Raw genomic sequence first — 13,371 nt, forward strand, 5'->3', positions numbered from 1 at the left:
GGGCGATGATCATCAGCATCGTGAAGACCGTGATCATCGCGGCCAGCGCGACCCCGGCGACGCAGATCATGGCGATGAGCAGAACGGACATGGACGCCACGATCGTCGGTGCCGTCACAGAAACGGCACAGCGCCGGCCGAGCCTAGGCTTGGTGCGTGAGTGATGAGGCGCGGTCCGTCGCCGCGTGGGAAGCGCTGTTCCGAGCCCAGGTCGCCATCATGCGGCGCCTCGGTGCCGACTTCCCGAACGGCGACATCTCGTTCAACGAATACGACGTCCTGTTCACCCTGAGCCGCGCTCCGGGGCGTGCCCTTCGGCTGCGCGACCTCAACAAGTCGCTGCTGCTGACGCAGCCCAGCGTGAGCCGCATGATCGATCGGCTCGCGGCTCGTGGGCTGGTCGAGAAGCGCCCGGATCCGCGCGATGCGCGCGGCACGGTCATCCGGCTGACGGATGCCGGCTACGAGGCCTTCTATCGCGTCGCACACGTGCACGGCGCATCGATCCATCGCGTCGTCGGGCAGGCCCTCGACGCAGACGAGCTGGCGACCCTCACCGCGCTGTGCACCAAGCTGCGCGCCCAGTTGCCGGCGGTGTAGCCGCGCAGCGAGCAGAGCCCTCTGCGCCAGCGGCCAAAAAGTAGCCAGCGGCCAAAAAGTAGAGGCCCGAGGGCTTTCGCCTTCGGGCCTCTCCCTTGCACCAAGAGTGTCCTGCAATCACATTCCGCGTTGGCTGCCACAGCAAACAACTAACGCTCTTAGAAGATATAACGGCCAGGTAACGCTGTCTAGTTATCTGTTCGTGATTTTTCCTGCGAGTTGTTTATGCGCTGCTTCGCAGCACGATCAAGCCGCCGGATGCCGCGCCATCACCGCGAACAGTGCCGAAACGGCGCTGCGGCCGGGGCGATCCGACATTACGGAACATGTCGATGTGCGGGCCCTCGGGGGCTGCGGACACGGAGGTCTGCTCGCCCGACGCCGCTTCGGCACCGCCCGACGGCGGAGGCGCAGCGGCTCAGTAGCCGACGACGAAGCGGCGGTTGATGTGGGTCGGGGTCTCGATCTCGTCGACGAACGCGAGCGCGAAGTCGGCGCCGGAGATCTCGGACTTGCCCTCGGCGTCGCGCAGCACCGTGTCGGCGCTGGTGCGGTAGCCGCCGATCGCGGTGCCGGGGTTGAAGCCGCCGTACGTCTCGGCGGGGCTCACATAGAACCACTGCAGCCCGTTGGGCGTCTCGTCGCTGCGCAGCCAGTCGAGGATGCCGGCGTGTGCCAGCGCCTCGGGCTTGTACGCCTCGACGAACTCGGGCTTGTCGACGAGCCGCGGGCCGCCGACACCCTCGTGCGACGAGCCGGCGCCGCCGACGAACCCGAGCCGAGCGCCGCCCGCGACGGCACCCTCGGCGAGGCCGGGCACGAGTTGCGGCAGCACGGGCTGGTTCGAGCCGTCGACGGCGTGGATCGCCACGACCACCACGTCGTGCTCCGCCGCGAGCCGGTCGGTGAAGGCGCGGTCGGTGATGTCGCCCTGCACATACGAGACGCCGTCGATCGGGGCATCCGGTGCGTGCCTCGAAACGGCCGTCACGCTGATGCCGCGCTTCACTGCTTCCGCGGCGATGTTGCTGCCTGAATACCCGGTGCCACCGATGATCGCAATAGAGGTCATGTATGCCTCAGCCAGCTCGCCCCGGAACGTATTCCGACTTCGCCGAAGGTTACGAAGAGGCCAGAGCCGGTCGGGGAGCTCAGAACCGGTCGGGCGACGGCGCGTGCGACTGGCGGATCACGACGTCGGCGTGACGGTCGAAGCGGTAGCCGACGCCGCGCACCGTGCGCACGATGTCCTCGTAGCGCCCGAGCTTCGCGCGCAGGCGGCGCACGTGCACGTCGATGGTGCGCTCGTTCGGGATCTCCTCATCGGAGGCGGACGACCACAGCGACTCGATCAGCTCGGTGCGCTCGATCGTGCGGCCCTCGCGAAGGACGAGGTACTGCAGCAGCTCGAACTCCTTGAAGGTGAGCGAGACGCGGTCGCCGTCGAGCAGCAGGTGGCGGCGCGTGACGTCGATCGTGACGCCCGTCTTGTCGGCGCTGTCGTCGGCGCGTGAGCCGGCCGGGCGCTGCCTGGCGACCGCAGCGGGGTCACGCAGGGCGAGGCGCACGACGTCGACGTCGCGGCCGCCCGCACCCTCGGGGGCGAGCGCGACGGAGGCGAACGACTCGGCGCCGGAGGCGACCTCGGCGAGCGTCTTCTTCAGCGCGGCGACGATGGTGCCGAGGTCGGTACCTGCGGCGGCGGCCTTCGCCTCGTCGAAGCCGACGTAGAGGGCGAAGCCGCGGGCGGTCCCTGCGGGCGCGATGCGCGCGGCGGGAGCGGCCGTGGTCGAGGAGGTGAGAGCGGACTCGGGCAGAGTGAAGGTCATCGGAATCAGATCCTTTGGATGATGATGCTGCGGCGGGCCGACGCGGATTCGCGCTCAGAGAGCGGCCCTGATGGTGTGCGCCTCGTCAGCGAGGCAGGCGGGGGGAGCGGACTCACCCCAGTCGAAGGGCTGAAGGAATCAGGCACACATTCGACACATGAGAGCGCCGCGGCCGGGCATCATCATGCCGGCAGTCTCGCTCACCTCGAGGGCGGAACGAAGGCTCACGGTGTCAGTCATGTCACAAAGCAAAACATAAAACGTCGCGTTATGTCAAACATGACAGGAGCGAATGAATCAGAGCGAGGGATGCCTGCACCGGCGCCCCACTCGCGCGGGTGCGCGGTCGTCCCGGCGCCAGCGGGCGGTCTGGGCTACTCCGCGAGCCCGTAGAGGCGGTCGCCCGCGTCGCCGAGGCCCGGCACGATGTAGCCGTGCTCGTTGAGCCGCTCGTCGAGCGCGCCGAGCACGAGGCGCACGTCGCGCCCCGCGGTCTCCTTCTCGAGCCGCTCGATGCCCTCTGGCGCGGCGAGGATGCAGATCGCGGTGACGTCCGAAGCGCCGCGCTGGAAGAGGAACTCGAGCGCGGCGCCGAGCGAGCCGCCGGTGGCGAGCATCGGGTCGAGCACGAAGCACTGGCGACCGGAGAGGTCCTCTGGCAGTCGCTCTGCGTAGGTCGTGGGCTGGAAAGTCGCTTCGTCGCGGGCCATGCCGAGGAAGCCGACCTCGGCGTTCGGCAGCACGGCCATCATGCCGTCGAGCATGCCGAGCCCCGCGCGCAGAATCGGCACGACCAGCGGCACGGGCTTCGAGAGGGCGAGGCCGTTGTAGGGCGCGACCGGGGTCTGCACCGTGATCGGCTCGACCCGCACCTCGCGTGTCGCCTCGTAGCTCAGCAGCGTGATGAGCTCGGCGACCAGCGCGCGGAACTGCGGGCTGGGGGTCTCGCGATCGCGCAGCACCGTCAGCTTGTGGGTGATGAGCGGGTGGTCTGCAACGTGCACTCGCATAGGCTCAAGGCTACCGGGCCGCCCGTGCCCGAAAGCCAGGTCAGAAGGGGCGTGATGCTCACCGTTCCGCCGCAGTACGACGCGTGGATGGGACTCGCGCTCGACGAGGCCCGCGCGGCGCTCGCGACGGGCGACGTTCCCGTCGGCGCAGTCGTGATCGGGGCCGACGGCGCGGTGCTCGGGCGGGGGCGCAACGCGCGCGAGGCGCGACAGGACCCGACGGCGCACGCCGAGGTGGAGGCGCTGCGCGAGGCATCCCGCGTCACCGGCGACTGGCAGCTGACGGGCGCGACCCTCGTCGTCACCCTCGAGCCGTGCGCCATGTGCGCGGGCGCGATCCTCTCGGCGCGGGTGCCGACGGTCGTCTTCGGCGCGTGGGATGAGAAGGCCGGGGCGTCAGGCTCGGTCTACGATCTGCTGCGCGACCGGCGGCTGCCGCAGAGTGCGGCGGTCTACGCGGGGGTGCGGGCCGAGGAATCCGCCGCTCTGCTGCTGCAGTTCTTCGAGCAGCGTCGCTAGCGCGTTTCGAGACGCGCGCGGATCCTGAGGGGCCGCGAAGCGCCGCGTCTCGAAGGCCGCAGGCTCCGCGAGCTCCTCAACGCGCGTGATCAGCGCGTCGCATCGAAGACGTCGGGCTCGAGGTAGATCAGGCGCGCAACGGGAACCGCGGCGCGAATCCGTTCTTCGACGGCGTCGGTCGCGGCGGCGGCATCCGTCACGGTCCTGGCCCCGGGCATCGCGATCTTTGCCGCGACGAGCAGCTCGTCGGGGCCGAGGTACATCGTGCGCAGGTGGATGATGCGGTCCGTCTCGCCGCCGGCGAGGATCGCAGCCTCGATCGTGCGCAGCTCGGCCTCGGTGGCGCCTTCGCCGACCAGCAGGCTCTTGACCTCGGTGCCGAGCACGATCGCGACCAGCACCAGCAGCACGCCGATGGCGATCGAGCCGGCGGCGTCGAACACCCCGTTGCCGGTGATGAGCGCGAGGCCGACGCCGATCAGGGCGAGCAGCAGACCGGTGAGGGCCGCCACGTCTTCGAGCAGCACGGCGGGCAGCTCGGGGTTCTTCGCGCGGCGGATGAACTGCACCCACGTGCCGGAGCCCTTGTGGGGCCGCGACTCGGCGATGCCGGTGCGCAGCGACAGCCCCTCGAGCACGATCGAGATCACGAGCACCGCGAGCGGCAGCCACCACAGGTGCGGGCGCACGTAGTGGTCGAGGTCCTGCATCTTCTCGACGCCCTCGTAGATCGAGAAGACGCCGCCGACCGAGAACAGGATGATCGCCACGACGAAGGCGTAGATGAAGCGCTCGCGGCCGTAGCCGAAGGGGTGCTCGCGGTCGGCGTCGCGCCTGGCCCGCCGGCCGCCGATGAGCAGCAGCAGCTGATTGCCCGAGTCGGCGAGCGAGTGCACGGATTCCGCGAGCAACGAGCTCGAGCCGGAGAACAGGAACGCGAGGAACTTGACGATCGCGATTCCGACGTTCGCGCCGAGCGCGGCGAAGATCGCGGCGCCGCCGTGCGACTCGGGCTGGTGCTCGGCGGGGGCATCCGTCATGGCCCCAATCCTATGAGGAGCTTGTGCGTCCGCGACCGACAACTGCGGCCCTGTTCGCGGCCGCAGGCGTCGGCGCGGGGCGCAATTAAGGTGGGGCCATGACCGATGCGCCGACGACGACCCTGCCCACCACCGCCTTCCTCGGTGCCGGATCGATGGCCGGGGCCATTCTGGGCGGCCTGCTCTCGCCGGCGGTCAGCGTGACGGGCGGCGTGCGCGTGACGAGCCGTACGGCTGAGAAGGCGGCGAGTTTCGCGGGCGTGCCCGGCGTCGCCGCGTATGCGACCGAGGCTGAGGCGGATGCCAATCGCATCGCCGTTCGCGGGGCGAAGCTCGTCGTGCTGGCGGTCAAGCCGTACCTCGTGCCCGAGGTGCTCGCCGAGGTCGCCGGCGACCTCGAGCCCGACGCCGTGGTCGTGAGCGTCGCCGCCGGGGTCACGATCGCGACGATGGAAGCGGCGGTTCCGGCATCCGTCGCCGTCATCCGCACCATGCCGAACACACCCGCCCAGGTCGGGCGCGGCGTGACGGGCGTGAGCGCCGGAACGCGCGCGACAGAAGACGATGTGGCGCTCGTGCGCGCGCTGTTCGAGACGGTCGGCGCGGTGGTCGAGGTGCCGGAGTCGCAGCTCGACGCGCTGTCGACGATCTCGGGGTCGGGGCCCGCGTACGTGTTCCTGCTCGTCGAGGAGCTGACGAAGACCGCGCTCGCCAAGGGGTTCTCGCCCGGGCAAGCCAAGCTGCTCGTCGAGCAGACGTTCCTCGGGGCGAGCGAGCTGCTCGTCTCGACCGGTGAGGACCCCGCCGAGCTGCGCCGCCGGGTGACCAGCCCCAAGGGCACGACCGAGAAGGCGATCGAGGTGCTGCAGGGCGCCGACCTCTCGGCCCTCTTCGATCGCGCGACCGACGCCGCGCTCGCCCGCGCCCGCGAGCTCGCGTCCGGCGCATAGCGTGTGCGCCACTGGCTTCCGCTTTGCGCTACTCGGATCCGAGTAGCGCAAAGCGGATCCTGGTGGCGCAACCGCGTCACTCCTCCAGCGACGCGAACCTCTCGACGGCGGCCTCTCTGCCGGACACCACGATGACGTCGCCCTCGTGCACGACGGTCTGTTCCGAGGCATCCGTGAACGGCTCGTTCGGCCGCTTGATGCCGACGACCGTCACCTTGTGCACGCGGCGCACCCCGGAATCGGCGAGCGACCTGCCGCAGATCGGTCTCGGCGCGTGCATCTTGACGAACACGAAGTCGTCGTCGAACTGGATGAAGTCCAGCATCCGCCCGCTCACCAGCCGTGCGATGCGCTCGCCCGCCTCGGCCTCGGGGTAGATGACGTGGTGCGCGCCGATGCGGCTGAGGATCTTGCCGTGCGCGGGTGTCACGGCCTTCGCCCAGATCTGGGGGATGCCGAGTTCGACGAGGTTCGCGGTGATGAGAACGGATGCCTCGATCTGCGAGCCCACCGCGACGATGGCGATCTGGAAGTCGGCCGCACCGATCTGGCGCAGCGCGTCGAGCTGGGTCGAGTCGGCCTGCACGGTGTGCGTGACCTCTTCGGCCCACTCCTGCACCAGGGCGGCGTCGACGTCGACGGCGAGAACCTCGCGGCCGAGCTTGTCGAGCTCGGCGGCGGCCGCCGAGCCGAAGCGGCCGAGCCCGATCAGCAGCACGGCGGCGTCGTGACGGATCTCATGCGGGTTAGCCAACGATGGGCCTCTCTTCCGGGTGGGCGTAGAGCCGGCGCTGCTGGCTCTGGGCGAGGGCGGCCGCGAGCGTGATGCTGCCGATGCGGCCGAAGAACATGGTCAGGGCGAGCACGTAGACCGCCGGCGTCGGTGCGCCCATCGTGAGCCCCGTGGATAGGCCGCAGGTCGCGAAGGCGCTGATGACGTCGAAGAGCGCGTGATCGAGCGAGTCGTGCGTGATTGCGAGGATCGTCACGGTGGCGACGGCGACGATCGTGGCGCCCCACAGCACGACCGAGACGGCCACCCGCAGCACGTCGCCCGGGATGCGGCGGTGGAACGCCTCCATGCTCTCGACGCCTTTGGCCTCTGCCACCGCCGCGAGGAACAGCACGGCGAGGGTGGTCACCTTGATGCCGCCGCCTGTGGAGGCCGAGCCGCCGCCGATGAACATCAGCATGTCGGTCACGAGCAGGCTCGAGTTGTGCAGGTGCGAGACGTCGAACGTCGCGAAGCCGCCCGAGCGGGCCATCGCCGAGAGGAAGAAACCCTGGAAGATGCCGTCGCCCGTGCCGAGCCGCGCGAACGTCTTGGTGTTGTCGTGCTCGAGCGACCACAGCACGATGCCGCCGATGACGAACAGCAGCAGGTAGGCGACGACCGTGAGCTTCACGTGCAGCGAGACGATGCGGCGACGCTCGGACGGGGTGCGGATGACGCGGGCGAGGGCGTAGATGACGGGGAATCCGATCGCCCCCAGCATCACCGTGAGCGCGAGGGTCGTGAGGAACACGTAGTCGTGCGCGAACGGGATGAGCCCATTGCTGTTCGGCGTGAAGCCGGTGTTCGTGAACGCCATCGCCGAGTAGTAGACGGCGTCGCGCGCGGACTCGCCGAGCGTGAAGCCGTGCGCGAGCAGCAGCGGGAAGAAGATCGCCGAGGCGATCAGCTCGATCGCCACGACGCTGATCGCGATCGTGAGCAGCAGCCCGCCGACCTCGCCAAGGCGGACCGCCTGGCTCTCGGAAACCGGGCCCTTGTGGGAGCGCAATGGGTTGGTGTCGCCCGCCGCGATGAGCCGCGCGCGCAGGCCGAGGTGCCGGCTGATGATCAGCCCGAGAGTGCTCGCGAGGGTGAGCACGCCGATTCCGCCGATCTGCACGCCGATGTAGATGACGACCTCGCCGAAGCCCGACCAGTGCGTCGTCATGTCGACGGTCGACAGGCCCGTGACGCAGACGACGGAGATGGCCGTGAACAGCGCGTCGGCGAAGTCGGTCGCCGTGTGCGCGGCGCTCGAGATCGGCAGGGCGAGCAGGCCCGTCCACACCAGCACCAGGGCCGCGAACACGATGAGTGCGAACCGGCTGGGGCTCGCCGACGCGAAGTCTGAGAACGACTCGCGGATGCCTCGACGACCCCGCCTCGCTGCGACCGCGGTCACCGACATCCCCCGCCCTCCACTCGCCCATCCTGCCCTCGACCGCTCGGGACTGGCTACTCTTGCCACATGGCCGACATCTTTGACATCGTTGCCGACTCGACCAGGCGCGAGATCCTGCAGGTGCTGCTTGAGGCGCAGTCCACGGGCAGCGGCGAGGTGGCGGTGTCGCAGATCGTGCTCGCTCTCGAGCTGAGCCAGCCGACCGTGTCGAAGCACCTCAAGGTCCTGCGCGACGCCGGGCTGGTGCGGGTGCGCGAAGAGGGCCAGCACCGGTACTACCACCTCGACTCGACCCCGCTCGAAGAGGTCGACGAGTGGCTGCTGCCGTTCCTCGGCACGGCAGAAGAGCCGGAGGCGGCGTCGGATGCCACGGCCGTCGGCGCCTCGTCGTCGGTGGGCTTCGGCGCCACCGGGCTCTCCGAGTCGCAGAAGGAGTTCGCGGCTTCGGTCGGCAAGGTCGCCGCTGGTGCCGCGGCGCGCGCGGCCGCGCTGGCCTCACGCGTGAAGCGCTGAACCGGCCGCGGTCAGGGGCCCAGTCGGCGGCTGGTAAGATGGCTGTTTGTGTCGCGCTCGACGCGCGGCATCCCCGATCTTTGTGAGGTTTCCGTGGGTTCTGTCATCAAGAAGCGCCGCAAGCGCATGGCGAAGAAGAAGCACCGCAAGCTTCTTCGCAAGACGCGCCACCAGCGTCGCAACAAGAAGTAGGTTCTGTGCCTGCCTAGCAGCAGGGACCTACCAGCAGAAAGCGTCAGGGCACTCGCCCTGGCGCTTCTTCTGTTTGACTTGAGTGGTGCCGCACCGCATCACGCTCTACTCGAAGCCCGGCTGCCACCTGTGCGAAGACGCGCGGAACGTCGTGGACGACGTGGTGGCGCGGGTGCAGGCATCCGCTCGTCTTGATCTTCAGGTCGATGAGATCGACATCCTCGGCGACGCGGACTTGCAGAATCGCTACGGTGAAGAGATCCCCGTCGTGCTCATCGACGGCAAGATGCACACCTATTGGCGCGTCGATGCGGCGCGCTTCGAGAAGGCACTCAAGGAGCTCGCATGACCCTGCGTCACATCGTCTCGTGGACCCTCAAGTCGGATGACGCGGCGCAGCGCCGCGAAGACGCAGAGAGCGTGCGCTCGCGCCTGCTGGCGCTTCAGGGCGTCGTGCCGTCGATCCAGTCGATCGCCGTGATCATCGACGAGGTCGACGAGCGAACCACCAACTCGGTCGCCGTCGTCGCCGACTTCGCCGACGCCGCCGGGCTCGAGGAGTACATCGTGCACCCCGTGCACCAGGAAGCCGCGGCGTGGATCCGCACGGTCGTCAACGTCGAGTCGCGCGTGGCGGTCGACGGGGCGCTGTAGCAGACGCCGAACGCCGAACCCCAAACGCCGAAAAGTGCCGTAATGGGGGCTTCCGACTCGCGGAACCCCATTACGGCACTTTTCGGTGAGTCTTACGGCGCGAGGCGCGTCGGGCCGCGGAACAGCAGGGTCGTCTCGCGGATCGACGACTCGCCGAGCAGCAGCATCAGCACGCGCGCGAGGCCCATGCCGAAGCCGCCGTGCGGCGGGATGCCGTACTTGAAGAACTCGAGGTACTCGCCGATGCCGGCGGGGTCGAGGCCCTTGTCCTTGGCGTTCGCGAGCAGCTCGTCGATGCGGTGCTCGCGCTGCGCGCCGGTCGTGATCTCGGTGCCGTTGTAGATCAGGTCGTACGACTTCGTGAGGCCCGTCTCGGGGTCGCGCATGTGGTAGTACGGGCGGATGTTTGCGGGGTAGTCGGTCACGAAGACGAAGTCGTGGCCGTACTTCTCTTTCACATACGCGCTGATCTGGCGCTCGCCCTCTGGGTCGAGGTCGCCGTCTTCGCGCGGCACCGTGTAGCCGCGCTCGCTCTTGAGCAGCTCGTGCACCTCGGCGAGCGGGATGCGCGGGAACGGGACCTGCGGAACCTCGACCTCGATGCCGAACAGCTCGCGGATCTCGTCGCCGTGCTTCGCCTTCACCGCGGCGAGACCCGCGGCCAGCAGCTGCTCCTGCATGGAGATGACGTCTTCGTACGAGTCGATCCACGAGATCTCGGCGTCGACCGAGATGAACTCGGTGGCGTGCCGCGAGGTGAACGACGGGTCGGCGCGGAAGACGGGGGAGATCTCGAAGACCTTGCCGAAGCCCGCGGCCTGCGCCATCTGCTTGAAGTGCTGGGGGCTCTGCGCGAGGTACGCCGTGCCGAGGTCGAAGTAGTCGAGCTGGAAGAGCTCGGCGCGCGACTCGGACGGGGACTCCATCAGCTTCGGAGTGTGGATCTCGACGAAGCCGTTGCCGACCCACCAGGTGCGCCACGCGTGCTCGAGTGTCGTCTGAATGCGGAAGATGAGCGCGTTCTTCGGCTGGCGCAGGTCGAGCCAGCGGTAGTCGAGGCGCTTGTCGAGGCTCGAGTCGGCGGCGATCGGCGCCTCGGGAAGGCTCGCGCCCGCGACTTCGAGCGTGCCCACCTTCACCTCGAGGCCACCCAGCTTCACGCGCTCGTCGTGCTTGAGCTCGCCGGTGACCGTGATGAAGGTGCCGAGGGAGAGGCCGGAGATCGTCTCGGTGAGCGCGAGAGCGGATGCCGCAGCTGCGGCATCCTCGACGTCCTCAGCGATCTCGCGCGTCGCCGGGTTGACGAGCTGCAGCGCGCCGGACTCGTCGCGCAGCACGACGAACTGCACCTTCTTCTGATCGCGGACGGTCTCGACCCAGCCAGCGACGGTCACGGGGCCGTCGGGAAGAGCGGAAAGGTCCTTGATGAGGGTGCGGTGAGTCACGCTGGCAATCGTACCGGGGTGCTCTCCGCACTTTCCGTGCGCCCGCCTGCCGGCGATGAGTTCGACGGCGACTGCCGGCTCATGCGCCAGCCGCAGGTGGTCGACCTCTTCCACCAGCGCTTCGAGGAGCTGTGGGCGGCAGTCGACCCCTGGAACGGCGAGCGCAACGTGCTCGCCGAGCGTGTGCTGCGGATGCTCGCCGCGGGTCTGCAGGACGAGCAGATCGCGGCTCAGCTCGGCATCACGCCGCGCGCCGTGCGCAGACATGTGGCCAAGGCGATGGCGGATGCCGGCGCCGAGACCCGCTTCCAACTCGGAGTGCTCTACGCAGACCGCTACCGTGCGCGCTCCCACCCAGGCAATTCCGGGGTACGGCATCCGTAAACTTGCGGTCGTGGCTAGTCGGCAGGTGCATCTCGTGCGCCATGGCGAGGTGTACAACCCCGACCATGTGCTCTATGGCCGACTCCCCGAATTCCATCTCTCGCCGCTCGGCCGCCGCATGGCGCAGGCCGCGGCCGACGAGCTGGCCGCCCGCGAGCGGCCGGTCGCAGCACTGATCGCCTCCCCGCTCGTGCGTGCCCAGGAATCCGCCGCCCCCATCTCGGCCGCGCTCGGGCTCGACATCCGCACCGAGCCGCGCATCATCGAGCCCCGCAATCACTTCGAGGGCAAGGTGATGGAGAAGGCGGTCAAGAACCCCATCAACTGGCCGTGGCTCGTGAACCCGCTGCGCCCGTCGTGGGGTGAGGCGTACCGCTCCATAGTCGCGCGCATGACCGAGGCGATGACGGATGCCTTTGCCCTGCCGCCCCTGTCGGAAGACGAGCCGGGCGATGTCGTCATGGTCAGCCACCAGCTGCCGATCTGGGTCACGCACCTGGCGATCGCCGGCGAACGGCTCTGGCACGACCCGCGCCAGCGGCGCTGCAATCTGTCGAGCATCACGAGCTTCGAGCAGGTCGACGGCGCGTTCCGCGAGGTCGGCTACAGCGACCCTGCCGCGCCGTTCCTCGAGAGCGCCGTCGACGTCGGGGCGGTGTAGCCGTGCGTCGTTCCAGGCTGCGGCTCGCAGCATCCGTTCTCTCCGCCGCCCTCGCGGCAGCCGTCCTCTCGGGCTGCACCGCGACGGCGCTGCAGTCGCAGTATGAGAACGGCGACAACAAGGGGTACATCTCGGGCACCGGCGTGACCGAGATCAAGCCGGCCGACCGCAAGGAGCCGGTGACGTTCTCGGGGAAGACCGAAGACGGCGCCACGTTCTCATCAGCCGACCACGCCGGCGACGTGGTGGTCGTGAACTTCTGGTACGCGCAGTGCCCGCCGTGCCGGCTCGAGGCGAAGCAGCTGCAGAAGCTCGCGACGCAGTACCAGGGCAAGGGCGTCGACTTCGTCGGCGTCAACACGCGCGACGACGTGGCGAGCGCCGAGTCGTTCGACTCGACGTTCGGCGTGACGTATCCGTCGATCCTCGATGCGGACGGGGGGAAGGTGCAGCTCGCGTTCAGCGGCACCTACCGCCCGAACTCGACGCCGACGACCGTGGTGCTCGACCGGAAGGGCCGGGTCGCGGCGCGCATCGAGGGCCCCATCAACGACCAGCCGTCGACGGTCTCGACGCTGATCGACTCTGCACTGGCCGAACAGCCGTGAACCCGTTCGCCGAACTCGTCGCCAGCGGCCAGCTCGTCGTCGCCGTTCCGATCGCGCTGCTCGCCGGGGTCGTCTCGTTCGCGTCGCCGTGCATCCTGCCTCTCGTGCCCGGCTACCTCGCCTACATCGGCGGCTACACCGACGGGCGCTCGACGGCCGCGCGCGGCGACCGCCGCGGGCAGAGCCGCCTCGCGCTCGGCGTGCTGCTGTTCATCCTCGGCTTCGCGGCGGTGTTCGTCGTCGGCGGCTTCGTCTTCGGGGCGCTCGGGCTGTGGCTCAACGCCTACCGCGAGCTGATCACGCGCATCGGCGGTGTGATCGTGATCCTGCTCGGGCTCGTCTTCATCGGGCAGTTCTCGTTCCTGCAGAACATCGTGAAGCCCTCGTGGCGCGCGCGCTCGGGCCTCACGGGGGCGCCGCTGCTCGGCATCGCGTTCGCGATCGGCTGGAGCCCGTGCACCGGCCCGACCATCGCCGCGATCGACAACATCGGCTTCTCGGGCGGGTCGCCGTGGCAGGGCGCTCTGCTCGCGCTCTGCTACGCGCTGGGCCTCGGAATCCCGTTCCTGCTGATCGCGCTCGGCCTCGGCTGGGCCTCGTCAGCCGTCGCATTCCTCAAGCGGCATATTCGCCTCGTCAACGTCATCGGGGGCGGGCTGCTGATCGTCATCGGCGTGCTCATGGTGACCGGCCTCTGGAACGACTGGATGCTTCAGCTGCAGGGGGTGATTCCCTATTTCGAAACCGCAGTCTGATCTCGACACCGACACCGACGCCGGCACCGGCACA

At 69.0% G+C, this 13,371-nt stretch carries 18 protein-coding genes; 11 read left to right on the forward strand and 7 right to left on the reverse strand.

From position 1 onward, the window contains the following. The first annotated feature begins 156 nt into the window (after positions 1-156). The gene (locus tag ABD736_RS12175; RefSeq protein WP_344792044.1) at positions 157-600 is read left to right on the forward strand and encodes a MarR family winged helix-turn-helix transcriptional regulator; all 444 of its coding nucleotides are present in this window, start codon (positions 157-159) and stop codon (positions 598-600) included. 418 nt (positions 601-1,018) lie between these two features. Here the strand turns inward: ABD736_RS12175 and ABD736_RS12180 are convergent, their stop codons facing one another. From ABD736_RS12180 to upp, 3 genes are all read right to left on the reverse strand, one after another. Next, positions 1,019-1,672 (reverse strand): NAD(P)-dependent oxidoreductase, encoded by a 654-nt coding sequence (locus ABD736_RS12180; RefSeq protein ID WP_344792045.1) that lies wholly within the window; start codon positions 1,670-1,672, stop codon positions 1,019-1,021. A gap of 79 nt (positions 1,673-1,751) precedes the next feature. After that, the gene (locus ABD736_RS12185) at positions 1,752-2,429 is read right to left on the reverse strand and encodes a winged helix-turn-helix domain-containing protein (RefSeq protein ID WP_344792046.1); all 678 of its coding nucleotides are present in this window, start codon (positions 2,427-2,429) and stop codon (positions 1,752-1,754) included. A gap of 374 nt (positions 2,430-2,803) precedes the next feature. Next, on the reverse strand, positions 2,804-3,439 hold the full coding sequence (gene upp / locus ABD736_RS12190; RefSeq protein ID WP_344792047.1) for a uracil phosphoribosyltransferase: 636 nt from the start codon (positions 3,437-3,439) through the stop codon (positions 2,804-2,806). A 54-nt stretch (positions 3,440-3,493) separates the two neighbouring features. On the opposite strand from upp, the gene ABD736_RS12195 reads away from it, so the two are divergent. Further along, the gene (locus tag ABD736_RS12195; RefSeq protein ID WP_344792048.1) at positions 3,494-3,958 is read left to right on the forward strand and encodes a nucleoside deaminase; all 465 of its coding nucleotides are present in this window, start codon (positions 3,494-3,496) and stop codon (positions 3,956-3,958) included. A gap of 89 nt (positions 3,959-4,047) precedes the next feature. Here ABD736_RS12195 and ABD736_RS12200 read toward each other — a convergent pair whose 3' ends face one another. After that, the gene (locus tag ABD736_RS12200) at positions 4,048-4,998 is read right to left on the reverse strand and encodes a cation diffusion facilitator family transporter (RefSeq protein ID WP_344792049.1); all 951 of its coding nucleotides are present in this window, start codon (positions 4,996-4,998) and stop codon (positions 4,048-4,050) included. 98 nt (positions 4,999-5,096) lie between these two features. Between ABD736_RS12200 and proC the strand changes: the two genes are divergently transcribed. Next, entirely contained in the window at positions 5,097-5,948 is an 852-nt protein-coding gene (gene proC, locus ABD736_RS12205) for a pyrroline-5-carboxylate reductase (RefSeq protein WP_344792050.1), read from the forward strand. A 76-nt stretch (positions 5,949-6,024) separates the two neighbouring features. On the opposite strand, the gene ABD736_RS12210 is transcribed toward proC, so the two are convergent. Then, positions 6,025-6,702, reverse strand: a complete 678-nt coding sequence (locus ABD736_RS12210) for a potassium channel family protein (RefSeq protein WP_344792051.1) — start codon at positions 6,700-6,702, stop codon at positions 6,025-6,027. Then, complete coding sequence (locus ABD736_RS12215) at positions 6,695-8,131, reverse strand: TrkH family potassium uptake protein (RefSeq protein ID WP_344792052.1); 1,437 nt, start codon at positions 8,129-8,131, stop codon at positions 6,695-6,697. The genes ABD736_RS12210 and ABD736_RS12215 overlap by 8 nt, the downstream gene beginning before the upstream one ends. A gap of 60 nt (positions 8,132-8,191) precedes the next feature. Between ABD736_RS12215 and ABD736_RS12220 the strand changes: the two genes are divergently transcribed. The 4 genes from ABD736_RS12220 to ABD736_RS12235 all read left to right on the forward strand — a co-directional run bounded on the left by ABD736_RS12220 (position 8,192) and on the right by ABD736_RS12235 (position 9,484). Further along, positions 8,192-8,638, forward strand: coding sequence for an ArsR/SmtB family transcription factor (locus ABD736_RS12220; RefSeq protein ID WP_344792053.1), 447 nt, complete (start codon positions 8,192-8,194; stop codon positions 8,636-8,638). A 93-nt stretch (positions 8,639-8,731) separates the two neighbouring features. Beyond that, positions 8,732-8,830, forward strand: a complete 99-nt coding sequence (locus ABD736_RS12225) for a 30S ribosomal protein bS22 (RefSeq protein WP_003792170.1) — start codon at positions 8,732-8,734, stop codon at positions 8,828-8,830. Between the two features lie 85 nt (positions 8,831-8,915). After that, positions 8,916-9,179 carry a glutaredoxin family protein gene (locus ABD736_RS12230; RefSeq protein ID WP_344792054.1) on the forward strand — a complete coding sequence of 88 codons (264 nt, stop codon included), beginning with the start codon at positions 8,916-8,918 and terminating at the stop codon, positions 9,177-9,179. Then, on the forward strand, positions 9,176-9,484 hold the full coding sequence (locus ABD736_RS12235) for a Dabb family protein (protein ID WP_344792055.1): 309 nt from the start codon (positions 9,176-9,178) through the stop codon (positions 9,482-9,484). The genes ABD736_RS12230 and ABD736_RS12235 overlap by 4 nt, the downstream gene beginning before the upstream one ends. Positions 9,485-9,576: 92 nt before the next feature. On the opposite strand, the gene aspS is transcribed toward ABD736_RS12235, so the two are convergent. Then, positions 9,577-10,929 (reverse strand): aspartate--tRNA(Asn) ligase, encoded by a 1,353-nt coding sequence (gene aspS / locus ABD736_RS12240; protein ID WP_344792056.1) that lies wholly within the window; start codon positions 10,927-10,929, stop codon positions 9,577-9,579. A gap of 18 nt (positions 10,930-10,947) precedes the next feature. On the opposite strand from aspS, the gene ABD736_RS12245 reads away from it, so the two are divergent. The 4 genes from ABD736_RS12245 to ABD736_RS12260 are packed head-to-tail and all read left to right on the forward strand — an operon-like array spanning position 10,948 to position 13,337. Next, entirely contained in the window at positions 10,948-11,313 is a 366-nt protein-coding gene (locus ABD736_RS12245; protein WP_344792057.1) for a helix-turn-helix domain-containing protein, read from the forward strand. A gap of 10 nt (positions 11,314-11,323) precedes the next feature. Then, the gene (locus ABD736_RS12250) at positions 11,324-11,974 is read left to right on the forward strand and encodes a histidine phosphatase family protein (protein WP_344792058.1); all 651 of its coding nucleotides are present in this window, start codon (positions 11,324-11,326) and stop codon (positions 11,972-11,974) included. A 2-nt stretch (positions 11,975-11,976) separates the two neighbouring features. Beyond that, positions 11,977-12,582 (forward strand): TlpA family protein disulfide reductase, encoded by a 606-nt coding sequence (locus tag ABD736_RS12255; RefSeq protein ID WP_344792059.1) that lies wholly within the window; start codon positions 11,977-11,979, stop codon positions 12,580-12,582. Further along, positions 12,579-13,337 (forward strand): cytochrome c biogenesis CcdA family protein, encoded by a 759-nt coding sequence (locus ABD736_RS12260; protein ID WP_344792060.1) that lies wholly within the window; start codon positions 12,579-12,581, stop codon positions 13,335-13,337. The genes ABD736_RS12255 and ABD736_RS12260 overlap by 4 nt, the downstream gene beginning before the upstream one ends. Positions 13,338-13,371: the final 34 nt, after the last annotated feature.

The organism is Gryllotalpicola daejeonensis, from assembly GCF_039538145.1.
In the GTDB taxonomy this organism is placed as follows: Bacteria; Actinomycetota; Actinomycetes; order Actinomycetales; family Microbacteriaceae; genus Gryllotalpicola; species Gryllotalpicola daejeonensis.